At 61.5% G+C, this 22358-nt stretch carries 19 protein-coding genes and 1 pseudogene; 8 read left to right on the top strand and 12 right to left on the bottom strand.

The genetic code is table 11. The features are described 5' to 3' along the window. Nucleotides 1-39 precede the first annotated feature (39 nt). Entirely contained in the window at nucleotides 40-2019 is a 1980-nt protein-coding gene (locus tag NKH57_RS12935) for a bifunctional 2',3'-cyclic-nucleotide 2'-phosphodiesterase/3'-nucleotidase (RefSeq protein WP_352944627.1), read from the bottom strand. Between the two features lie 209 nt (nucleotides 2020-2228). After that, nucleotides 2229-3493: pseudogene (locus NKH57_RS12940) on the bottom strand (NAD(P)/FAD-dependent oxidoreductase). A gap of 165 nt (nucleotides 3494-3658) precedes the next feature. Here NKH57_RS12940 and NKH57_RS12945 point away from each other — a divergent pair. After that, the gene (locus NKH57_RS12945; protein WP_352944629.1) at nucleotides 3659-4321 is read left to right on the top strand and encodes a 5-formyltetrahydrofolate cyclo-ligase; all 663 of its coding nucleotides are present in this window, start codon (nucleotides 3659-3661) and stop codon (nucleotides 4319-4321) included. 140 nt (nucleotides 4322-4461) lie between these two features. Here NKH57_RS12945 and NKH57_RS12950 read toward each other — a convergent pair whose 3' ends face one another. Then, nucleotides 4462-4935: an Lrp/AsnC family transcriptional regulator gene (locus NKH57_RS12950; protein WP_013531467.1), complete on the bottom strand. Its 474-nt coding sequence runs from the start codon at nucleotides 4933-4935 to the stop codon at nucleotides 4462-4464. 157 nt (nucleotides 4936-5092) lie between these two features. On the opposite strand from NKH57_RS12950, the gene ald reads away from it, so the two are divergent. Further along, nucleotides 5093-6208, top strand: a complete 1116-nt coding sequence (ald, locus tag NKH57_RS12955) for an alanine dehydrogenase (RefSeq protein ID WP_023757942.1) — start codon at nucleotides 5093-5095, stop codon at nucleotides 6206-6208. A 2-nt stretch (nucleotides 6209-6210) separates the two neighbouring features. Here ald and NKH57_RS12960 read toward each other — a convergent pair whose 3' ends face one another. The 6 genes from NKH57_RS12960 to NKH57_RS12985 all read right to left on the bottom strand — a co-directional run bounded on the left by NKH57_RS12960 (nucleotide 6211) and on the right by NKH57_RS12985 (nucleotide 10420). Further along, complete coding sequence (locus NKH57_RS12960; protein WP_352607694.1) at nucleotides 6211-6369, bottom strand: hypothetical protein; 159 nt, start codon at nucleotides 6367-6369, stop codon at nucleotides 6211-6213. A 62-nt stretch (nucleotides 6370-6431) separates the two neighbouring features. Beyond that, the gene (locus NKH57_RS12965; protein WP_352944632.1) at nucleotides 6432-6899 is read right to left on the bottom strand and encodes a DUF1203 domain-containing protein; all 468 of its coding nucleotides are present in this window, start codon (nucleotides 6897-6899) and stop codon (nucleotides 6432-6434) included. Nucleotides 6900-7182: 283 nt separating this feature from the next. Continuing rightward, the gene (locus NKH57_RS12970) at nucleotides 7183-7746 is read right to left on the bottom strand and encodes a GNAT family N-acetyltransferase (RefSeq protein WP_352486694.1); all 564 of its coding nucleotides are present in this window, start codon (nucleotides 7744-7746) and stop codon (nucleotides 7183-7185) included. A gap of 5 nt (nucleotides 7747-7751) precedes the next feature. Further along, the gene (sseA, locus tag NKH57_RS12975) at nucleotides 7752-8603 is read right to left on the bottom strand and encodes a 3-mercaptopyruvate sulfurtransferase (RefSeq protein ID WP_352944634.1); all 852 of its coding nucleotides are present in this window, start codon (nucleotides 8601-8603) and stop codon (nucleotides 7752-7754) included. A gap of 39 nt (nucleotides 8604-8642) precedes the next feature. After that, a complete protein-coding gene (locus tag NKH57_RS12980) occupies nucleotides 8643-9386 on the bottom strand; it encodes an alanyl-tRNA editing protein (RefSeq protein WP_352730788.1) in 744 nt (247 codons plus the stop codon). After that, nucleotides 9386-10420: a cysteine synthase A gene (locus tag NKH57_RS12985; protein ID WP_352835378.1), complete on the bottom strand. Its 1035-nt coding sequence runs from the start codon at nucleotides 10418-10420 to the stop codon at nucleotides 9386-9388. Before NKH57_RS12985 ends, NKH57_RS12980 begins: the two co-directional genes overlap by 1 nt. A gap of 227 nt (nucleotides 10421-10647) precedes the next feature. Here NKH57_RS12985 and NKH57_RS12990 point away from each other — a divergent pair, with 227 nt between their 5' ends. Together NKH57_RS12990 and NKH57_RS12995 are read left to right on the top strand one after the other, a co-directional pair. Further along, entirely contained in the window at nucleotides 10648-11469 is an 822-nt protein-coding gene (locus NKH57_RS12990) for an SDR family oxidoreductase (protein WP_352835381.1), read from the top strand. Between the two features lie 79 nt (nucleotides 11470-11548). Further along, nucleotides 11549-12523 carry an alpha/beta hydrolase gene (locus NKH57_RS12995; RefSeq protein ID WP_352944637.1) on the top strand — a complete coding sequence of 325 codons (975 nt, stop codon included), beginning with the start codon at nucleotides 11549-11551 and terminating at the stop codon, nucleotides 12521-12523. Between the two features lie 103 nt (nucleotides 12524-12626). Here NKH57_RS12995 and NKH57_RS13000 read toward each other — a convergent pair whose 3' ends face one another. Further along, nucleotides 12627-14051, bottom strand: a complete 1425-nt coding sequence (locus tag NKH57_RS13000; RefSeq protein WP_352944639.1) for a DEAD/DEAH box helicase — start codon at nucleotides 14049-14051, stop codon at nucleotides 12627-12629. A 409-nt stretch (nucleotides 14052-14460) separates the two neighbouring features. Between NKH57_RS13000 and NKH57_RS13005 the strand changes: the two genes are divergently transcribed. Then, nucleotides 14461-15993, top strand: a complete 1533-nt coding sequence (locus NKH57_RS13005; RefSeq protein WP_023757953.1) for an acyl-CoA carboxylase subunit beta — start codon at nucleotides 14461-14463, stop codon at nucleotides 15991-15993. 4 nt (nucleotides 15994-15997) lie between these two features. On the opposite strand, the gene NKH57_RS13010 is transcribed toward NKH57_RS13005, so the two are convergent. Further along, entirely contained in the window at nucleotides 15998-17530 is a 1533-nt protein-coding gene (locus tag NKH57_RS13010; RefSeq protein WP_352944641.1) for an NAD(P)H-hydrate dehydratase, read from the bottom strand. A gap of 352 nt (nucleotides 17531-17882) precedes the next feature. On the opposite strand from NKH57_RS13010, the gene NKH57_RS13015 reads away from it, so the two are divergent. Further along, nucleotides 17883-18221, top strand: coding sequence for a P-II family nitrogen regulator (locus NKH57_RS13015; protein WP_006205430.1), 339 nt, complete (start codon nucleotides 17883-17885; stop codon nucleotides 18219-18221). 61 nt (nucleotides 18222-18282) lie between these two features. After that, nucleotides 18283-19692, top strand: a complete 1410-nt coding sequence (gene glnA, locus NKH57_RS13020; protein ID WP_023757955.1) for a type I glutamate--ammonia ligase — start codon at nucleotides 18283-18285, stop codon at nucleotides 19690-19692. 1064 nt (nucleotides 19693-20756) lie between these two features. Here glnA and NKH57_RS13025 read toward each other — a convergent pair. Beyond that, nucleotides 20757-21797, bottom strand: coding sequence for a glutamine synthetase beta-grasp domain-containing protein (locus NKH57_RS13025; protein ID WP_023757956.1), 1041 nt, complete (start codon nucleotides 21795-21797; stop codon nucleotides 20757-20759). Between the two features lie 315 nt (nucleotides 21798-22112). Here NKH57_RS13025 and NKH57_RS13030 point away from each other — a divergent pair, with 315 nt between their 5' ends. Further along, on the top strand, nucleotides 22113-22310 hold the full coding sequence (locus NKH57_RS13030; protein ID WP_352944644.1) for a DUF2735 domain-containing protein: 198 nt from the start codon (nucleotides 22113-22115) through the stop codon (nucleotides 22308-22310). Nucleotides 22311-22358 lie beyond the last annotated feature (48 nt).

A 22358-nucleotide genomic window follows, 5' to 3' on the forward strand; every position in this document is an offset into this window, starting at 1 on the left:
CGCCGTGACGGCATGGAATCGAGCTTCGAACAGCAGTGGTCAGAGCAGAATGCGGTATTTCGCGTATCCTGCCTCGCCCTCACCCGCCGGTTCGATCCTCACCGACTTCACCTGCGCAATGAATTCCTTGGCCTTGGCGCCGGTTTCGAACACGGCGCTGGTTCCAGGCAGCGGCACGAACGACCAGTTGTCGTCCGCAGACGGGTTGATCGTGCCCTCGCTGACGATGTAACGAACGATGACGTCGCGATTGGTGTCCGGCGCTTCGTAGATGATCTTCGAAGCATTGATGTCAGGGAAATTGCCACCGCCGCCGGCACGATAATTGTTGGTCGCGACGACGAATTTCTGTTTGGGATCAATTGGTTTTCCGTCGAACATCAAGTCGACGATGCGATTGGCGCCGGCATTAGCCAGCCCGCCCTTGGCGTCATATTTCGGCGGCTGCGACAGGTCTATCCTGTAGGTGACGCCGTCGATGACGTCGAAATTGTAGGATGGGAAGTCGGTGTTGATGAGGGCCTGGTCAGCCTTCCCTGGCTCGATCCGGTTGAAGATGCCAGCCGACATTTCCAGCCATTCCTTGACTTGCGCACCGGTGATTTCGACCGCCCGCACGGTGTTGGGGTAGAGATAGAGGTCGGCAACGTTCTTGATGGCGATGTCGCCTGCCGGCACGTCGGTATAGTAGTCGGCGCCGTTGCGTCCGCCGGCCTTGAAGGGAGCTGCGGCCGACAGCAGAGGCACGTCCTTCCATTGCGTATTCTTGAGAATATCCCTGAGATACCAGGTCTGCGCCTGGCTGACGACCTGCACCGACGGATCGTCGGCGACCAGCGCGAAATAGGAATAGAGCGGCGCGGAGGTCTTGCCGACCGGCCGACGCACATAGGCCAGCGTCGCCTGGTGATCCTGTTCGAGTGCCGCGATGATGCGGTTGTCGTCCGGGACGGTCGGCTTGTTCTTGTTGTCGACGCGTTCGAAGATCGGCCGCGCCTCTGAGGTGGCTGAAACGACCTTCCATTTCGACCCGTCGCGCTCCAGCATCAGGTCGATCAGCCCCATATGCGAACCCCAGAAGCCACCCATGACGGCGGGCCTGCCCTGCAGCGTGCCTTTCTGCGTGTCGACGCCCTCAAGCGACTGGAAGTCCTTCTTGCCTGGGAACACCAGATGCTGGTGACCGGTGAACACCGCATCGATGCCGTCGACACCGGCGACGAAGAACGAGGCGTTCTCCATCATGTCGCCCTGCTTAACGTCGATGCCGGAATGCGAGAGCGCAATGACGATGTCGGCGCCCTCCTCCTTCATCTGCGGCACCCAGGCCTTGGCCGCCTCGACGATGTCGCGCGTCTTGACGCTGCCCTCTAGGTTCTTCAGATCCCAGATCATGATCTGCGGCGGCACAAAGCCGATGATGCCGACCTTGATCGGCTGTTCGGCACCTGAGCCGTCCTTGATCTTCTTGTCGAGGATGACATAGGGCTTCAGATAGAGCTTGTCGTCGCGCGGGTTCGCGGCAAGCTCGGTGCCGCGGATCAAATTGGCGCAGACGAATGGGAAGTTGGCACCGGCCAGAACCTTGTCCAGGAACGACAAGCCATAGTTGAACTCGTGATTGCCGAGTGTCGAGCACTCGTAGCCGAGCAGGTTCATGCCTTTCATGATCGGATGCAGGTCGCCGTCCTTCAGCCCTTTCTCATAGGCGATGTAATCGCCCATCGGATTGCCTTGCAGCAGGTCGCCATTGTCGATCAGCATCGAATTGCTGGCTTGCTTGCGCACCGCATCGATCAGGGAAGCCGTGCGCGACAGGCCCAGCGTGTCGTTCGCCTTGTCGGCGTAGTAGTCGTAAGGCAGCACGTTCACATGGATATCGGTGGTCTCCATGATCCGCAGATGCGCCTGATTGCCTTGAGCACGAGCCGAAAACGGATGCAGCACGATCAGCGCCCCTGTGGCGGCGGCACCCACAAGCAGATCACGGCGGGAGACGGGATGGAGCAGTTGCGACATGTTTTTTCCTTCGACGACGGGACGAGAGTCCGATTGTTGGAGCATGATCTTTTCCCCGGAACCGGTCCCTCTTTCGGGATCATGCCTGCCTTGCCCCGAAACGAACTTCGCTCTGAAACTCATAGGAGTCCATTCAAGAAGTCGCGCGCATCGAACATCAGTCGATCAGCAACAGATGACGAGCGGATGAACAGTCCGGGGTGAAGAAATCAGCTCTTGTCGTCGTCGCCTTGCGTGATCAGTCGCGCGCTGCGCTGGCCCGTCGCGTAGATCCATAGCCAGCTCAACGAAACCGCAAGCCGGTTGCGAAAGCCGATCAGGAAATAGATGTGCGCGATCCCCCACAGCCACCAGGCCGCCCAGCCGGTCAGCTTGATCCAGCCGAAGTCGATCACGGCGGCACGCTTGCCGATCGTGGCGAGATCGCCGTCATGCCGGTAGCGGAACGGCCGCGGGCTGATGTCGCCGGCAAGCCGTGCCTTCAGCGTGGCGGCAACATGCCGACCCTGCTGTTTTGCGGCGGGCGCCACGCCGGGAACGGGCCGCCCGTCCGGCCGCAGGACATGCGCGGCATCGCCGATGACGAAAATCTCCGGACTGCCAGGCACGCTCAAGTCAGGCTCGACCAGCACCCTGCCCGCCCGGTCCGCCGCCGCGCCGAGCCATTCGGCGGCCGGTGAAGCGGCAACACCTGCAGCCCACAGGATTGTCTTCGCAGCCAGACGTTTGTCGCCGAAGACGACGCCCTCGGCGTCGCAACGCGTAACAGCCCGGCCGAGTTCGACCGTCACGCCGAGGCGCTCGAGCGCCCTCGATGCATAGTCGGAAAGCTTTGGTGCGAAATTGGCCAGAATCCGGTCGCCGGCCTCGATCAGCACCACGCGCGTCTGCCGTGTGTCGATATTGCGGAACTCGCCGTGCAGCGTGTCATGCGCCAGTTCGACGATGGTGCCGGCAAGCTCAACGCCGGTCGGCCCGCCACCGACGATCGCAATGGTCAGCAGAGCCTGGCGTTTGGCGGGATCGGCCTCCCGCTCGGCCTGCTCGAAAGCCAGAAGAATGCGCCGTCGAACAGTGGTGGCGTCCTCCAGCGTCTTCAGGCCAGGCGCGAAAGGCTCCCACTCGTCATGGCCGAAATAGGCATGGCGGGCACCGGTGGCGAGCAGCAGCGTATCGTAGGCGACCGCGCTGCCATCTTCGAGCAGCACGCGTTTGCCGGCGCGATCGACGCCGACGACATTGGCTAACAACGTCGTCACGTCCTTGCGCTTGTGCAGCAGGTGGCGGACCGGCCAGGCAATCTCGGACGTCGCCAGCGCCGTGGTCGCCACTTGGTACAGCAGCGGCTGGAAGAGGTGATGGTTGCGTTTGTCGATCATGGTGATGCGCACCGGTGCACCGCCAAGCGCACGTGTGAATTCGAGACCGCCGAACCCGCGCCAACGACGACGACATGATGGCTGGCTTGGTTCATCTCAATTCACCCCAATGCATCCAACCGATGTAGGTATTTTTGTGCAGCGCAACAACGCTCCGTCCTTTGATGATTGCCTGGGAGTCGCCTTCGAATGTCGTGAATGCACATGTCGAAGATCGTGGCCCGGTATAGCGTTCTTCAAAAAGCACCACGAGCTGAGGCATGGCCAATGATCAAGACGACGACGCTCCGACGCTGTATTCTTCGTCGCCCTGCTTCATGCATGAACTCGCTCCGGAATTCCGTGTGCCTCTGAACGACTGGACTGATGTGAGACGCTGGCGCAAGACCGAGCGCGAACGCCTGATCGCGGCCCGCCTTGCCGTTTCGGCCGACGCGCGAACGGCAATGTCGCAGCGCATCGCCGAAGGTCTTGACGCGATCATCGGCGAGATCGCCGGCCGCATGGTCAGTCTTTACTGGCCGTTTCGCGGCGAGCCGGATTTACGGCCATGGATGGCGTCCATCAATGCGCGCGGCGGCCGCACCGCCCTGCCCATCGTTGTCGAGAAAGCGCATCCCCTGATCTTTCGCGCCTACAAGCCGGGCGACCGGCTGGAGAAAGGCGTCTGGAACATCCCGATCCCAGCCGAGGGCGATCCGGTGCTGCCGGACATCGTCATCTCGCCGATCGTCGGCATCGATCCCCAAAACTACCGCCTGGGCTACGGCGGCGGCTTCTTCGACCGCACGCTGGCCGCGATGCCGTTCAAGCCGCTGGTCATCGGCGTCGGCTACGAGTTGCAGCGCATCGCCACCATCTACCCGCAGCCGCACGATATCCCGATGGATCGGATCGTGATCGAGGCATTCAAGATCGGTTAGCTGTGTTGAGATTCAGGTCAGGCCGAGTCGAGAATGGCGGGTTCCGAGAACCGGAACGGAGCGGACGTTTGAGTCCGTGAGTACCGGAAGCACAGGAAACTGCCGTTCGCAGGCCGGCATCACCTGAATATCGACACAGCTCAGGCCATTTCCGGCTTCATGCCCATGGCCGTCCGGTCGACGATTTCGCGTAGCGCAAAAGATGAGTTGATCTTGGTCACATGCGGCATCGCCGACAGCCATTCCTTGTGGATGCGCTCATAGTCGACGAGATCCTTTGCCGCGATCCTCAGAATATAGTCGTACTCGCCAGACATCAGATGGCAGGACAGCACGTTCGGGCAGCGCTTGATCGCCGCCTCGAAATCCGACAGCGTCTTCTCGAATTGTCCCGACAAGGATATGTGCACGATCGCCGTCATCTGGTGGCCAAGCGCTGCGTTGGAAAGCCGAGCGTGGTAGCCGCGGATGGTTCCGGATTTCTCCAGGTTGTCGAGCCGGCGCGAACAAGCCGACTGCGACAGGCCAACCTTCTCGGCGAGCGCAGCATTGGGTATCCGGCCATCCTTCTGCAATGCCTCGAGAATGGCGATATCAATCCTGTCGAGCGGCATTTTTCGTGAATCCTGCGAAAATCTGGCTGTTTTGCGCAACAATTATCGAAACACGCCCGCTGACGCAAGCGCATTCGCAAACACCTGCGCACCGATTCGTGGTTCACTCCAGCAATACAGGGAACGAGCCCAAAAGGGCCGGATCAGGAGAAGAAAAATGCGCGTCGGCTGCCCCAAGGAAATCAAGAACCACGAATATCGCGTCGGCCTCACACCCGGCTCGGTCCGCGAGTATGTCGCCCATGGCCACGAAGTGCTGGTCGAGACCGGCGCCGGAGCCGGCATCGGGGCCGATGACAACGCCTATCGCGCCGCCGGTGCCACGATTGCCAAGACGGCTGCCGACGTGTTTGCCAAGTCGGACATGATCGTCAAGGTCAAGGAGCCGCAGCCCACCGAATGGGCGCAGCTTCGCGAAGGCCAGATCCTGTACACCTATCTTCATCTTGCTCCGGATCCGGAGCAGACCAAGGGCCTGCTCGCTTCCGGCGTGACCGCAATCGCCTACGAGACCGTGACCGACGATCGTGGCGGCCTGCCGCTGCTGGCGCCGATGTCTGAAGTCGCCGGACGCCTGTCGATCCAGGCCGGCGCCACGGCGCTGCAGAAGGCCAATGGCGGCCGCGGCGTGCTGCTCGGCGGCGTGCCCGGCGTGCTGCCCGGCAAGGTTGCCGTGCTCGGCGGCGGCGTCGTCGGCCTGCACGCTGCCAGGATGGCGGCGGGGCTTGGCGCCGATGTCACCATCATCGACCGCTCGATCCCGCGCCTGCGCCAGCTCGACGACCTCTTCGCCGGCCGCGTCCACACCCGTTACTCGACCGTCGAAGCGCTCGAAGAAGAATGCTTTTCAGCCGATATCGTCGTCGGCGCCGTGCTGATCCCCGGTGCCGCGGCGCCGAAGCTGGTTTCGCGCGAAATGCTGTCAGGCATGAAGAAGGGCTCGGTGCTGGTCGACGTGGCCATCGACCAGGGTGGCTGCTTCGAGACCTCGCACGCCACCACCCATGCCGAGCCGACCTATGAGGTTGACGGCGTCATCCATTATTGCGTCGCCAACATGCCGGGCGCCGTGCCGGTCACCTCGGCTCATGCGCTCAACAACGCGACGCTGCACTATGGCCTGCAGCTTGCCGACAAGGGCCTGAAGGCGCTGGTCGACGATCACCATTTGCGCAACGGCCTCAATGTCCACAAGGGCAAGATCACAAACCGTGCTGTCGCCGAGGCTCTCGGCTATGAACTGGTCGAGCCGAAAGCCGTTCTGGCCGCCTGATTTCACAAAAAGACACCTTCCTCCAGTCTCGCCCGCCGGTTCACACTGGCGGGTTTTTCTTTGCGACCGAAGCAGGCAACAAAAAAGCGGAGCCAAAGCCCCGCTTCCTCGATGTCGAGATTTGCCGCCGGTTCATCCGCGGTCGGCCAATCGATCGACAATCGCTTTCTAGCGCGATTATACGACGGGAGTACGACAGCATCTCCCGTTGGCAATCCCAGCCTCACGCGCGCTCTATGCGGCACTGGTAGCAATTGTTGCGCGCCGAGCGGACATGGACGTAGGCGATATCGTCGCGCTCGAATAGCGTCTCTGCGCGTGCGGCAATTGCTTCGGTCGGGATGACACCGCCGCTGCCGTAGACGATGCGATTATCCCTGCCATAGCCGCGCACGATGTAGTCGGGACTTTCGAGAATCGCGGGAAGCACCTGGCTCCCGGCCGCGCGCTCGCATTCTTCGGCATGCAGGAAGATCGGCCCGGTTTCGGCATAGGGCTGAAGCTCCGCGAATGGCCGGTACGCCAGGACGAGGTAAGCGTCTCCAGCAGCGATGTTCTTCAGACAGTGCCGGCAAGGCACGCCGTCGCCGTCGGAGATCTTTCGCTCGGGCGTATTTCCGTAAGCATCGGGACCGCCGCGCTGCAGGCCCCTGACATCGTCGGTCGGCAAGGCTTTGAACTGGATGGTCATGGTGAAACTCTCCGGTGTCGTTGACCGGAAATTATGTCGCCAACTCCGCGCTTGCCACCCGATTCCTGCCAAGGTGCGGGACCGATCGATTCTCAGCAATCGGTCCCGCGACCAGTTCTGTTCGGATCCGGGTTTCGTCCATCCGGCATATTGCGCCGGCTAAATAAAATCGCCGGGTCAGCATATCTTCGTCTCCTTCGGCCTCGGCCGCATTGATGGTGCGGACAACATGCCAAAACCGGCCTGAAGCGCCGACGAACGACGGGTCAGATTGCGGCTGGCATCACGGCCGCATGACGCTGGCGGAACGTTCGGCGAAAGGCATCGGATGCACAGTCTCCTTCTTCTGCGCCACAGGTGCAAAGCCGAGCTTCTGATAAAGTGGCAGCGCCGCCGGATGATCGAGCGTACAGGTCTGCACCGTCACCCGCTTCGGCCCATACGACCATGCGGCTGCGATCGCGGAGCCCAGGAACCAGCGACCGATGCCTTGCCCGGTGGCATGTTCCATCATGCCGAAATAAGCGAGCTCGACTTCTTCCGGCAGATGCGGCTTGAGATCGAAGAAGCCGGCTGGTGCGCCGTCGAGGTAGAGCACCCTGATGTCGCGATCCTCGCGGTGGATACCGGCGGAAAGCTCGTCATCATCGAGCCTGAGAACATTGACCCAGTGCCATTTGCGCCCCACCCGGTCCATCAGATAGCGATAGAAATGCAGCGGGATGTCCTTGGTCTTCAGCAGCGCAACCTGACGATTATAGGGCACAGGCGGCGTATAGGCCGGAGGCACGTGCATTTCGAGGAACGTCACCGTGACCTCGATGTCTTCCAGCACGCCGTTTTCCATCGTCTTCATTCCTTGCCGGTCACGACGGGCGTGTCCGAAAGCCCACCCCACTCCGTCCATGAGCCGTCGTAAAGCCTGTTGTCGGTATGGCCAAGTGTTTCCAGCGCCAGCGTCACCACCGCCGCCGTAATGCCGGAGCCACATGAGGTGACGACAGGTTTCGACAGATCGATGCCGGCCTCCTCTATCACCTTGCGCAGCCGGTCCTTCGACAACAGCTCGCCATTTTCCGACAGCGCCGAATAGGGCAGATTTCGCGCGCCAGGCATATGACCGGAGCGGATGCCCGCGCGCGGTTCAGGCTCCGCGCCAGTGAAGCGGCCCGCCCCACGGGCGTCGGCGATTTGGCTTTCCCCAGTGTCGACGATCCGGCGCATGTCGGCGAGGCTGGCGACGCGACCGGCGTCGAAATCGGCATGGAACACGCATGGCGCGATCTTCGTCGGTTCGGCCGTCACCGGTCGGCCGGCCGCCTTCCACCCATCGAAGCCGCCGTCCAGAATATAGGTCTGGAAGACGCCCATTACCCGGAACATCCACCATGCCCGAGGCGCAGAGAAGAAACCCGGGCCGTCATAGACGACGATGGTGTCGTCCGCCGAAACGCCCATGGCGCCGACATACTGGGCGAAGTCCTGCGGCGACGGCAACATGTGCGGCAGTGGCGAGTCCGGGTCGGAAACCGCGTCCTGATCCAGGAACCGCGCGCCCGGAATGTGCGCCGCATCGTATTCGCCGCGCGCATCGCGCTTTTGCGCCGGGAGATACCAGGACGCATCGACAATCGTCAGGCCCGGCTCGCCGAGACGCTGTTGCAGCCAGTCCGCATCGACGGTGAAAGGGCTGTCCTCGGCCATTTTTATCCTCCTTGTTTCGCCTCGCGAACGGCTAGCATATCAGTTCGCCGGCATCGGACCGAAGCGGATGCGGAAACGCCTGTTTTCGCGGCCTTTCTTCTCGATCTTGCCGATGTGGATTTCACCGACTTCGCCGGTGCTCTTCACATGGGTACCGCCGCAGGGCTGGCTGTCCACCGAAGCGTTATCGCCGATGCACACGAGACGGATACTGCCGGTGCCGACCGGCGGCCGGACGTTCTTGGATTTGACCAGGCCAGGATTGGCGGCCAGGTCCTCGTCGCTGATCAACCTGGTGAAGATCGGGTGGTCGGCCCGCACCAGGTCCATCAGGCTCGCTGTCACCTCCTCCTTAGAGAAGCTGGCATCCGGCATGTCGAAGTCGACACGGCTGTCGTCCTCGGAAACCGCGGCACCCGTAATCGGAAACGGACAGACGACCGAGAGCAGATGGCAGGCCGAATGCATGCGCATCAAAAGATGCCGCCGGTCCCAGTCGATCGCCAAACTCACCTTCTCGCCGATCCATGGCGCCGCTTGCTCCGGCGCCGGCACATGGATGATCTCATCCTTGGTCTCGCCCGTAATAGCGGCGGCAATGGCGATGCGGCTGCCGTCGCCGCGCTCGATGTGACCGGTATCGCCCGGTTGGCCGCCCGATGTGGCGTAGAAGATCGAGCGATCCAAAATGATGGCACCACGGTCGTTGACGGCAACGACTGTCGCATCCGCCCTGCGCAGATAGGCGTCGTCGCGAAACAGCGCGTCCGTCCTGTGCGCCATCACGCGACCTTTTCGAACGGCACCGAAATCTTGCTCTTCAGCTCCATCCAGCCCGGCACCGGCAGCTGCTTCTCGCGCAGGAATTCCGGGTTGAACAGCTTCGACTGGTAGCGTGAGCCGTAGTCGCAAAGAATGGTCACGATCGTGTGGCCGGGGCCAAGTTCGCGCGCCAGACGGATCGCGCCGGCAATGTTGATGCCGGTCGAGCCGCCGACGCAGAGGCCTTCTTCCTGGATCAGGTCGAAGACGATCGGCAGCGCATCCTCGTCGGGAATCTGGAAGGAAAAATCCGGCGTGAACCCTTCGAGATTGGCCGTGATGCGCCCCTGCCCGATGCCTTCGGTGATCGAGCTGCCTTCGGACTTCAGCTCGCCGCTGGTATAAAAGGAGTAGAGCGCGGCGCCCAGCGGATCGGCGAGCGCGATCTTTACGTCCTTGCTTTTCGCCCTTAGCCCGAAGGCGACGCCGGCCAGCGTTCCGCCCGAGCCGACCGCCGAGACAAAGCCGTCGACCTTGCCGCCGGTCTGGTTCCAGATTTCTTCGGCCGTGGTGCGGATATGGCCGTCGCGGTTCGCCACATTGTCGAACTGGTTGGCCCAGATGGCGCCATTCGGTTCCGTCCGCGCCATCTGCTCTGCCAAGCGGCCGGACAGCTTCACATAGTTGTTGGGGTTCTTGTACGGCACCGCGGGCACCTCGATCAGCTCGGCGCCGAGCAGTTTGATCGTGTCTTTCTTTTCCTGGCTCTGCGTGTCGGGAATGACGATGACGGTGCGGTAGCCGAGCGCCTTGGCAACCAGCGTCAGTCCGATGCCGGTGTTGCCGGCCGTTCCCTCGACGATGACGCCGCCGGGCTTCAGCAGCCCGCGCTGCTCGGCGTCGCGGATGATGAACAGGCCCGCGCGATCCTTGACCGACTGGCCCGGATTCATGAATTCGGCCTTGCCCAGGATCTCGCAGCCTGTTTGTTCAGAAGCCTTGTTGAGGCGGATCAGAGGCGTGTTGCCGATCGCGTCGATCACAGAACGGAGCATTCAGGATTCCTTGTGTAGGTGCGCCGAGACCCTAGAAACCCGAGGCCTCGGTTTCAAGGCAAGAATGTGTCTGGTCCAGTCGCAATTGCGGTACTGTTGTTGCGTCGACGCTTTCCAAGACCAGCCTCTATCGCCACTGTTCATTTTCCGACCGACGTTGAAAAGCAGCTTTTCATTCGATTTCTTCATCGCTAGAGCAAAGCACCAACAAGTCGACAGGGCGCAGCATGACACTTTACCGGGCCAACCCGAAGCACGGCGTCGCCTGGATCACGGGCGGCAGCAGCGGTATCGGCCGTTCGCTGGCGAGGGATCTTGCTTCCCAGGGTTATGCCGTGGCGGTGACGGCGCTCGACGACGATCCGATCGACACGCTTGTCGTCGAGACGGCGCAGATGCCGGGCAGTGTGACCGCCTTTCCCTGCGACGTCACCGACGAACCGCGCATGGCAAGAACCGTCGCCGCGATCGAGAAGGAACTCGGTCCCATCGTGCTCGCCATCTTCAATGCCGGAAACTACATTTCGACGCCGGGTGAAAATCTTGTCGTCAACGACTTTCGCCGGTCCTTCGAGGTCAACTATTTCGGCATCATCAATGGCCTGGTGCCCGTCATCGAACGCATGCGCGTGCGGGCGCGCGGCCATGTCGTACTGGTCGGCTCCGTCACGTCCTATTTCGGCTGGCCGACAACGGCGGCCTATGGCGGCACCAAGGCGGCAATCAACATCCTGGCCGAATCGCTGAAGTATGATTTCGACAAGATGAACGTGCGCATCCAGGTGTTCAATCCTGGCTTCATCGATACCCCGCTGACCGAGAAGAACATGCTGCCGATGCCGGGACTGATGCCGGTCAGCCGCGCGTCGCGCCGCATGGCGCGGGGCATCAAGTCCGGCGGTTTCGAAGTCACCTTCCCGCGCCGGACAAGCTGGCCCCTGAAACTGCTTAGCGTGTTGCCGAGGCCGCTTTGCAGAGGGTTTATCAGCCTGATGACCAGTTGGAAGGCGCGGCCGCTGCATTACGACCGCAGGCCGCCAATCGAATAGGTAAGCCGTCGAAGTTGGCAAGCACCCGCTTCGGGCGGGTGACAGCCATGGGTTGAGAGATTGTTGCGTGGAGCCAGAGATGGGGCGACGGATCGTGCTTGCTGTGCTGGGCCTTGTCGCCATTCTCGCACTGGCCGTCGTGCTCGGCCCTCGCGTTCCCGTCGACACCACGATCCGCTTTGATCCCTTGGTCATCGGCGACGATCCGCAGGCCTATGTGGCAAGGGTGGAAGCCGCGGTCCCCGGAATCCGCGACGGGCTGGAGAAAGAGATCGTCTGGGCCAATCCGATGGTGCATGCCAGGACGCCGCTGTCGATCGTCTACATCCACGGCTTTTCCGCATCGAAGGGCGAGGTCCGCCCGCTGCCCGACGACGTGGCCGACCAGCTCGACGCCAATCTTTTTTACACGCGCCTTAGCGGTCATGGGCAGGACGGCGCGGCGATGACGCAAGGCAGCATCAACGCCTGGGTCAACGATTATGAGGAGGCACTCGCCATCGGTCGGGCGATCGGCGACAAGGTGATCGTCATCTCGACCTCGACCGGCGGCTCGCTGGCGACATGGGCGGCAACGCAGCCGGGCGCATCGGACGGGGTTGCCGCGATCGCGTTCATCTCGCCAAACTTCGGCGTGAAGGCGTCCGGCGCCGAAATCCTGACCATGCCGTGGGGCAAACAGATTGCCAGGCTGGTCGCCGGCAAGGAACACAGCTTCGTACCGCGAAACGCGCTGCATGAAAAATTCTGGACCACCCGCTACCCGATCGAAGCGACCTTGCCGATGCAGGCGCTGACCGAGCTTGCCTATGGCGCCCCGGTGGAAAAGGCGACCATCCCCGCTTTGTTCATCTTTTCGGATTCGGACAAAGTGGTGCGGCCCGACCGCACCCGCGAGATCGCCGGACGCTGGGGCGCACCGCATGAACTGGTCCCGGTCGATAATACGGGGGACATAGACAATCACGTCATCGCCGGCGACGCGCTGTCGCCATCGACCACGACCTTTCTGGCGCAAAGGATCGCCGTCTGGGTCGAGGCAGTGGTCAAGTAAGCAGACGAAAAAAGGGCGACCGAAGCATCGCTTCGGCCGCCCTTTCCTGGTTGGTCTCGGCAATCAGCCGGCCTGAGCCTGGCTGATTACAACGCAGTCTGGCTTACGCAGCCCGCGCCGCCGGACGCTTGCCGCCGAAGCGGCGCTTGTTGTTGCCTTTGAACGCCGGCTTGGCGCCTTCCGGCTTGCGCTCGCCAGCGAAAGCCGGCTTGTCGCCGAAGCGCTTCTTGCCAAAACCGTTGCCTTTGTTCTCGCCACCGGGCCGCCTGCCGTCGCGACGACCATTGCGGTCGTTGCGGTCATTGGCCGGCTCGAATCGCTCGTTCTTTTCAGCCGGATTGCGCAGCGGATCTGGGCTGCCGAGATGGTCGGCAACGATCGGCAGCTTGGTACGGATGATGCGTTCGACCTGGCGCAGCTTGCTGTTCTCGGAAGGATCGCAAAGCGTAATCGCAATGCCGTCCATGCCGTTGCGGCCGGTGCGGCCGATGCGGTGGACATAGCTCTCCGCTTCGTCGGGCAGGTCGAAATTCACGACATGGCTGATGCCGGGCACATCGATGCCGCGCGCAGCTATGTCGGTCGCCACCAGAATGCGCACCGAACCCTCGCGGAAATCGTTCAGCGCCTTCTGGCGGGCATTCTGCGACTTGTTGCCGTGGATGACGGCGGCCTTGAAGCCGTCGCGCTCGAGGTCCTTGGTCACCCTGTCGGCACCATGCTTGGTGCGCGAAAAGATAATGACGGACTTCATCGCGTCGTCGGCGAGCATCGTCGACAGCACCTGGCGCTTCTGCTTGGTGCGGGCAAAGACGACGCCTTGCACGATTTCGGCCGCTGCCGTGCTTTGCGGCGCGACTTCGACACGGATAGGGTTCTTCAGCAGGCCCTTCGCCAGTTCGGCGATCTCATTGGGCATGGTCGCCGAGAACAGCACCGTCTGACGGTCGGGCGCGGTCGCCTTGGCGATGCGCTTGACGTCATTGATGAAGCCCATGTCGAGCATGCGGTCGCCTTCGTCGAGCACCAGCCATTTGGTGTCGGCAAGCATGAGGTCGCCCTCACGCACCAGATCGGTCAACCGGCCGGGCGTTGCGATCAGGATGTCGACGCCGGGCGCAACCTTCTTCACCTGGCTGAAGCGCGAGACGCCGCCCAGCACGAGCGCGGTCGAGACATGCGCGCCCTTGGCGAGGATCTTGATCGTATCCTCGATCTGCACGGCGAGTTCGCGCGTTGGCGCCAGAATCAGCGCACGCGCCGTCTTAGGCCGGCGCTTGGTGCCAAGTGCAATGATCTTCGACAGGATCGGCAGCGCGAAGGCCGCGGTCTTGCCGGAGCCGGTCTGGGCGATGCCGAAAATGTCGCGGCCTTCCATCTGCGGCGGGATCGCCTGTGCCTGGATCGGCTTCGGTTCGGTGAAACCGGCGTTATGGGTGGCCTTGAGCAGCGCGCCCGAAATACCCAGTGCGGCGAAACCGGTAAGTTCCGCAGTGTTGCTACCGGGCAAAGTGTTTTCGTTGGTCAAAATAATCTTCTTTCACGCGGCTTCTGGCCGCAAACATCGATGGCGGCAGGGCGCAACCTGCCGTCGAACAAATTGTCATGGAACGACAAGGCGGCGGACGTTTCCGTCCGCGCGGCTGCGCTGTCGTGCCCGCAGGCATCATGCCACGGGGCTTTTTCGCCACTTTGTGATGTACCGGAAAGAGGGGCCGATATACCGGAAAAGAGGGAAAACAGACGCAACCAGTCTCATTCGTCGAGAAGGCCGGAGTGTCCCGGCCCAAGCGCCTATGTCGCCGCATATGGCCCAGTTCGCCGTCAAATGCAAGGGGCGTCATGCTGCAGTGCAACGAAACCCACGGCGTAAGCGGCGCTTGCGCTCGCCTGCAGGCACGATTACCACGAAATGCCGCTGGCCTGGGAGGTAATCGATGAAGGACGTGCTGAAGGAACTCGAGCGCCGGCGCGAGATCGCTCGCATGGGTGGCGGCCAGGCGCGCATCGATGCCCAGCACAAGAAGGGCAAGCTCACCGCGCGCGAACGCATCGAGGTGTTTCTCGACGAGGGCTCGTTCGAGGAATTCGACATGTATGTCGAGCACCGCTCGACCGATTTCGGCATGGAGAAGACCAAGATCGCCGGCGACGGCGTGGTCACCGGCTGGGGCACCGTCAATGGTCGTCCTGTCTACCTCTTCGCCAAGGACTTCACCGTGTTCGGCGGCTCGCTGTCGGAAGCGCATGCCGAGAAGGTCATCAAGGTGCAGGAGATGGCGCTGCGCAACCGTGCGCCGATCATCGGGCTTTATGATGCCGGCGGCGCGCGAATCCAGGAGGGCGTTGCGGCACTCGGTGGTTATGCCGAAATCTTTCAGCGCAACGTGCTCGCCTCCGGCGTCATCCCGCAAATTTCTGTCATCATGGGTCCTTGCGCCGGCGGTGATGTCTATTCGCCTGCGATGACCGACTTCATCTTCATGGTGCGCGACACCTCCTACATGTTCGTCACCGGGCCGGATGTGGTGAAGACCGTGACCAACGAAACGGTGACCGCCGAGAGCCTCGGCGGCGCTTCCGTCCACACGACGAAGTCTTCGATCGCCGACGGCGCCTACGACAATGACGTCGAGGCGCTGCTGCAGATGCGCCGGCTGATCGACCTGCTGCCGGCCTCCAACACATCGGAGCTTCCCGAAATCGAATGCTATCAGTCGGTGACCGACCATGATTTGTCGCTCGACCGGCTGATCCCCGACAACACCAACAAGCCCTACGACATCAAGGAACTGATCCTGAAAGTCGCCGATGAAGGCGACTTCTTCGAGATCCAGCAGAATTTCGCGAAAAACATCGTCACCGGTCTCGGGCGCATCGAGGGCCGCACGGTCGGCTTCGTCGCCAACCAGCCGATGGTGCTGGCCGGCGTGCTCGATTCCGATGCCAGCCGCAAGGCCGCGCGCTTCGTGCGCTTCTGCGACTGTTTTTCGATCCCGATCGTCACCTTCGTCGACGTGCCCGGCTTCCTGCCCGGCACGGCGCAGGAGTATGGCGGGCTGATCAAGCATGGCGCCAAGCTTCTCTTCGCCTATGCCGAGGCCACCGTGCCGAAGATCACCGTCATCACCAGAAAAGCCTATGGCGGCGCCTATGACGTGATGGCGTCAAAGCATCTGCGCGGCGACATGAACTATGCCTGGCCGACGGCGCAGATCGCGGTGATGGGTGCACGGGGCGCGGTCGAGATCATCTATCGCAAGGACATCGGCGATGCCGAAAAGATCGCAGCGCATACAAAGACTTACGAGGATCGCTTCCTGTCGCCTTTCGTCGCCGCTGAGCGCGGCTATGTCGACGAGGTGATCATGCCGCACTCGACCCGCCGCCGCATCGCACGGGCGCTGCGCATGCTGCGCAACAAGGACATGCAGAACCCCTGGAAGAAGCACGACAACATTCCGCTGTGAGTAACTACCGCGCTTCGAAGAGTTCGCGCAGCACCGGCACCAGCGCTGGCGGCAGATCCTCGGCGATCAGACCGGGTCCGAAACGGCTGCCGGCTTCGGCATGCAGCCACACCGCAGCGCAAGTCCCCTCGAAGGGCGGCATGGCTTGCGCCAGGAGACCGGCAATGATGCCGGACAACACGTCGCCTGACCCGGCAGTGGCCAGCCATGGAGCGCCGTTGGAATTGATCGCTGCCCTGCCATCGGGAGCAGCAATCACCGTGTCAGCGCCCTTGTAGACGATGACGGCATTGGCCCGTGCTGCGGCCGCTCGCGCCTTGGCCAGTTTCGACAGGGTCATGACGCCGGCGATGTCAGGAAACAATCGGCCGAATTCACCCTCATGCGGCGTTATCACCAATGCCGGCGCGTTCGGCTGACGGGCGACTTCGAACAGTGCCTGGGGCTGGTGAGCCAGCGACGTGATGGCGTCGGCATCCAGGACGATCGCATCTGCGTGGCTTGCGGTCGCCGATGCGCGCGCACCATCCGCCAAAGCCTTGATCAGTTGCAGGGCAAAATCGCCGACCTTGGGTTTTGGGCCGAGCCCCGGTCCGAACACCAGTGCTTCGGGATGGCGCGCCATCAGGAATTCCTGCACCTCTCCGAGCGAGCCCGCTTGCCGCAGCATGATGGAGGTCAGGTGTGTCGCATTGACCTGCATGGCATTGGCTGGCGACAGCACGGTGACCGCCCCTGCCCCGCTTCTCGCCGCGGCGAGCGCCGACAGCCGCGCGGCGCCCGTGGCGCTGGGGCCACCGGAAAAGACGCCGACATGGCCGCGCTTGTATTTGTGCGCGTCGACCGCCGGCACGGGAAATTCCTGCAACCACAGGTTTGGCACATTCTCGAAAGTCGAGACAGCGAGTTGGGCGATGATGTCGTCGCCGATGCCGATATCGGCAAGCACGATTTCACCGCATTGTCCGCGTCCTGGGAGCAGCAGGTGGCCAGGCTTTTTCCGCGCGAAGGTGACTGTGATCTCGGCGCGAAACGCCCTGCCCAATATTTCGCCGCCGGCTCCCGAGACGCCAGACGGCAGGTCGACCGCGATCACAGGCAAGCCCAAGGCGGTAGCGGTATCTATGGCCTTGGCGGCATCGCCAGACAGCGACTTGGACAGCCCTGCGCCATAGAGCGCGTCGACCACGATCGAGCCGGTCTCGGCATCAAATCCAGACAGCGGCCGCGGCTTGATCGGGCATTGCGCAGCGGCGAGCTCCGCATCGCTTTCCGGTCTTGGTGCTCCGGATGCCCAGATTGTGGTGCGCACACCGCTGTCGGCCAGGATGCGCGCGACGACGTAGCCATCACCGCCATTGTTGCCTGGGCCGCACAGCACATGGACATGCGTCGCCGAGGGATAGCGCTTGAGAACCTCGGCCGCGACCGCCTGGCCGGCTCTGCGCATCAGGCCGATACCGTCGGCGGGACCAGCGGCAACCGTAAGCCGATCTGCCTCGTTCATTTCTGAAGGAACAAGAAGTTCGTTGCTCATGGATTGCCGATCCGCATTCGATCAAGCATTGTCCAATTTTCGATCCGAAGCAAACAAGGGGGAGTTGCCGAGATCTGCGGCCACATTGTTGGCACGAAGGCACAGGATTGCCTGAAGGATAGGCGATATGCCTAGTTTTTGGGCAGATGCAGTTGGCGTTGCCGTGTAGTCTCCGGCAGCCCGTGCCGCTTCCGATACAGGGAATGACGTGAATTTGTATCCAGGTGCGGTGCGACTTTGAAATCGTGTGATACTGCTTCGAATCCGTCCAATTGGCACAGTTCGTGCTAGATCGAAGCGCAAGCGGGGGGTTCACAACCCGTTTTTTTTGGCAGTGGAGGCCACTTTTTACATGAAAAAGATCGAAGCGATCATCAAGCCATTCAAGCTGGACGAAGTGAAGGAAGCGCTTCAGGAGGCCGGACTGCAGGGCATTACTGTTACCGAGGCAAAGGGCTTCGGTCGTCAGAAGGGTCATACCGAGCTCTACCGCGGCGCCGAATATGTCGTCGATTTCCTGCCCAAGGTGAAAATCGAGGTGGTGCTTGGCGACGATGCGGTCGAAGGCGCGATCGAGGCCATCCGCAAGGCCGCCCAGACCGGCCGTATTGGCGACGGCAAAATCTTCGTTTCCAATATCGAGGAAGTCGTGCGAATCCGTACCGGCGAAACAGGCATGGACGCGGTCTGACCCGACCCGGCATTCTCCTAACGTCATCATAAAAAAACGTCATCACACAGGGATACATGACATGACGACAGCCAAAGACATCATGAAGCAGATCAAGGACAACGACGTAAAATTCGTCGACCTGCGCTTCACAGACCCGAAGGGCAAGCTGCAACACGTGACGATGGATGTCATCGAGGTCGAGGAAGACATGTTCGCCGATGGCGTCATGTTCGACGGATCGTCGATTGCCGGCTGGAAGGCCATCAACGAGTCCGACATGGTGCTGATGCCTGATCCGGACACCGTCCACATGGACCCGTTCTTCGCCCAGTCGACCATGGTCATCCTGTGTGACATCCTCGATCCGGTTTCGGGTGAATCCTACAACCGCGATCCGCGCGGTACGGCCAAGAAGGCCGAGGCCTACATGAAATCGGAAGGCATCGGCGACACAATTTATGTCGGCCCGGAAGCCGAGTTCTTCGTGTTCGACGACGTGAAGTACAAGGCCGACCCGTACAACACCGGTTTCAAGCTCGACTCGACCGAACTGCCGTCGAATGACGACACGGACTACGAGACCGGCAATCTCGGCCACCGTCCGCGCATTAAGGGTGGTTATTTCCCGGTGCCGCCGATCGACAGTGCGCAGGACATGCGCTCGGAAATGCTGACCGTGCTGGCCGAGATGGGCGTGCGCGTCGAAAAGCATCACCATGAGGTGGCGGCTGCGCAACACGAACTCGGCATCAAGTTCGACACGCTGGTCCGCAACGCCGACAAGATGCTGATCTACAAATATGTCGTGCACCAGGTCGCCAACGCCTATGGCAAGACGGCCACCTTCATGCCGAAGCCGATCTTCGGCGACAACGGCTCGGGCATGCACGTCCACCAGTCGATCTGGAAGGGCGGCAAGCCGACCTTCGCCGGCAACGAATATGCCGGCCTTTCGGAGAGCTGCCTGTTCTACATCGGCGGCATCATCAAGCACGCCAAGGCGATCAACGCCTTCACCAACCCGCTGACCAACTCCTACAAGCGTCTGGTCCCGGGTTATGAAGCGCCGGTTCTGCTCGCCTATTCGGCGCGCAATCGCTCGGCCTCCTGCCGCATCCCGTTCGGCTCGTCGCCCAAGTCCAAGCGCGTCGAGGTCCGTTTCCCCGATCCAGGCGCGAACCCCTACCTCGCTTTCGCCGCCATGCTGATGGCCGGTCTCGATGGCATCAAGAACAAGATCCATCCCGGCCAGCCGATGGACAAGGACCTTTACGACCTGCCGCCGAAGGAGCTGAAGAAGATCCCGACCGTCTGCGGTTCGCTGCGTGAAGCGCTGCAGAGCCTCGACAAGGACCGCGGCTTCCTGAAGGCTGGCGGCGTCTTCGACGACGACCAGATCGACAGCTACATCGAGCTGAAAATGGCCGAGGTGATGCGCTTCGAAATGACCCCGCATCCGGTCGAATACGACATGTACTACTCCGTCTGAGATTGACTCTCAGACTAAAGGTTCAGCGTAATGTTCAAGCCCTTGAAAGATTTTCTCTTTCAAGGGCTCTTTGCTGCACTCCGATAGTCGTGCCTGCCGTCGGCCCGCTCTCGCTGTCGCCCGCTGCAGATGGGCAACGCTTTTTGCGTTTTGTTTTTTGACGATCGTGTGTGTGCCGTGGTCCACGGGCGCTGGATCCATCGGCAAGCACGGCACGTCAATCCGGTGACGCCGTCTCAGGTCAGCAAGATCTGGTGAGTGACAAGCGGATCACTGTTCGAGCCCGAACATGGAGCCAGGAGCGAGCGGCGCACTGTCTCAGGCTACAGTGACCGCTCGTCCGGCGCCCCCCCGCCAATGCCGCCGTTCAAGAAAACCCCGCCCGTCCGAACAGCATTGCGTGACGTAACCCCAAGAACTGCGAATTCGCATGCTGCGCTGCAACCTGTCAACGCCGCCATGAGGGCTGCGGATAGCCGATTTCGCAACGTGAACAGGTGCTTATGGGAGGGTCTTTGCCACAAATAGGTGCTGGAAAGCGCTGTTTTCCGGGCTTTTTTGACAGGTAATCGCCGGAACTGCCAAGTCGGCGACCGGAACGTCGCAGCGATTGCGATCGCCCGAATTGCCTGACTTTTTCTGGGTATGTTCCGGCCGGGATGCGATCTGCCGGTTAATGGGAAAAGAACCCGGGTCCTTGGCTGGGGTTCTTGCGTGCGGGCCGGACGCACGCTGCATTCTGGATCGCAGCGGCAAGCCGCCGCCCGGACAGCAAACCTCATGGCAAGCAATACTGCGCGGCTCAGCCGGCGGGCACAACGATCCGCCCCAGAGGAATGCATTCGAGCAGGCCAGCCTGGTGGGAATAGATCCGGACTACGCCAGAAAATGGTGCTTCGATTTCTGTGACAATGTGAAGGCCGCGCTTCAGGCCTTTCGGTAGAGCGAGCGGCGCGCCAAAGTTCCATTACAAAAAGAACCCCAGCTTTCGCCGGGGTTCTTGCTTGGGAAGACCGTAGGATGGGCCTGAGACGGTCACGGCAGGTTTCCGCCGTGACGAAGGCTCAAGCCGCGGCCGAGACCTGGGCGCTTGCCGGCACCGAGGCGATCGTCTTCAGGATCTGCGAGGCGATCTGGTAGGGGTCGCCCTGGGAGTTCGGGCGGCGGTCTTCCAGATAGCCCTTGTAGTCGTTGTTGATGAAGGAATGCGGCACGCGGATCGAGGCGCCGCGATCGGCTATGCCATAGCTGAATCTGTTCCACGGCGCGGTCTCATGCTTGCCGGTCAAGCGCTTGTCGTTGTCCGGTCCGTAAACGGCGATGTGGTCCATCAGGTTCTTGTCGAAAGCCGCCATCAGCGCTTCGAAATAGGCCTTGCCGCCGACTTCGCGCATATAGGCCGTCGAGAAGTTGGCGTGCATGCCCGAGCCGTTCCAGTCGGTGTCGCCGAGCGGCTTGCAATGGTATTCGATGTCGATGCCGTATTTCTCGGTCAGGCGCTGCATCAAATAGCGAGCCATCCACATCTGATCGGCGGCTTTCTTGGAGCCCTTGCCGAAAATCTGGAATTCCCACTGGCCCTTGGCCACTTCGGCGTTGATGCCTTCATGGTTGATGCCGGCGGCGAGGCAGAGGTCGAGATGTTCCTCGACGATCTGGCGCGCGACGGAGCCGACATTGGAATAACCGACGCCGGTGTAGTACGGGCCCTGCGGTGCGGGATAGCCGCTCTCGGGGAAGCCGAGCGGGCGGCCATCCTTGTAGAAGAAATACTCCTGCTCGAAGCCGAACCAGGCGCCCTCGTCGTCGAGGATGGTGGCGCGCTTGTTGGAAGCGTGCGGCGTGACGCCATCGGGCATCATGACTTCGCACATAACCAGCACGCCGTTGGTGCGGGCGGGGTCCGGATAGACGGCGACGGGCTTCAGCACGCAGTCGGAGCTGTGCCCCTCGGCCTGCTGGGTCGAGGAACCATCAAAGCCCCATAGCGGCAGCTGCTCGAGCGTCGGGAATTCGGCAAATTCCTTGATCTGCGTTTTGCCGCGAAGGTTGGGAACCGGCGTGTATCCATCGAGCCAAATGTACTCGAGCTTGTATTTCGTCATTCTAGCCTCTCGTTGCTTGATCACCGAACCTGGATGACGCAGGCGCGCCGAGCCATCCAGCAGCCCAGCTGCCAAGTCGATAAAATGCAATTCGTGTGCCATTTCCGCTGCGCTGGGTGCGTCAAAAATGCCAGTTCACATCTGAGATGCAACCAAGCCGCCTAAGCAATGCGCCAAGATCGACCAAAGACAAAATCTGCATAAATAACAGGCAACTATTGATCTTTCCTTAGGCATCTTGCCTAAATGGTTCGCAGGACTTACCTTCATGCAAAGATGAATCGACAAGGGTCCGCAGAAGGAAGGAGACAGCCAATGGAGATCACGTCAGCCCGTCCGTCGGCAAAAATCCTGATGTTCCCGGTGGCATCGCGCATGATTGCCTCAAATTTAGGCGTAAAGGCTAAGTTCGCGGCAGAGCTTGCCTCTTTGCGCGATCACCCGCTCGACCATGGCGAGGCCTGGTACCATGAGGCTGCCATCGCGGAAGCCGAACTACCTCGCAAGAGCTAGCTAGACGTCTCCAGACCATACAACAGAAAAACCCGGCGCGATTGCTCG

This window comes from Mesorhizobium sp. M1050, assembly GCF_040318715.1.
GTDB lineage: Bacteria > Pseudomonadota > Alphaproteobacteria > Rhizobiales > Rhizobiaceae > Mesorhizobium.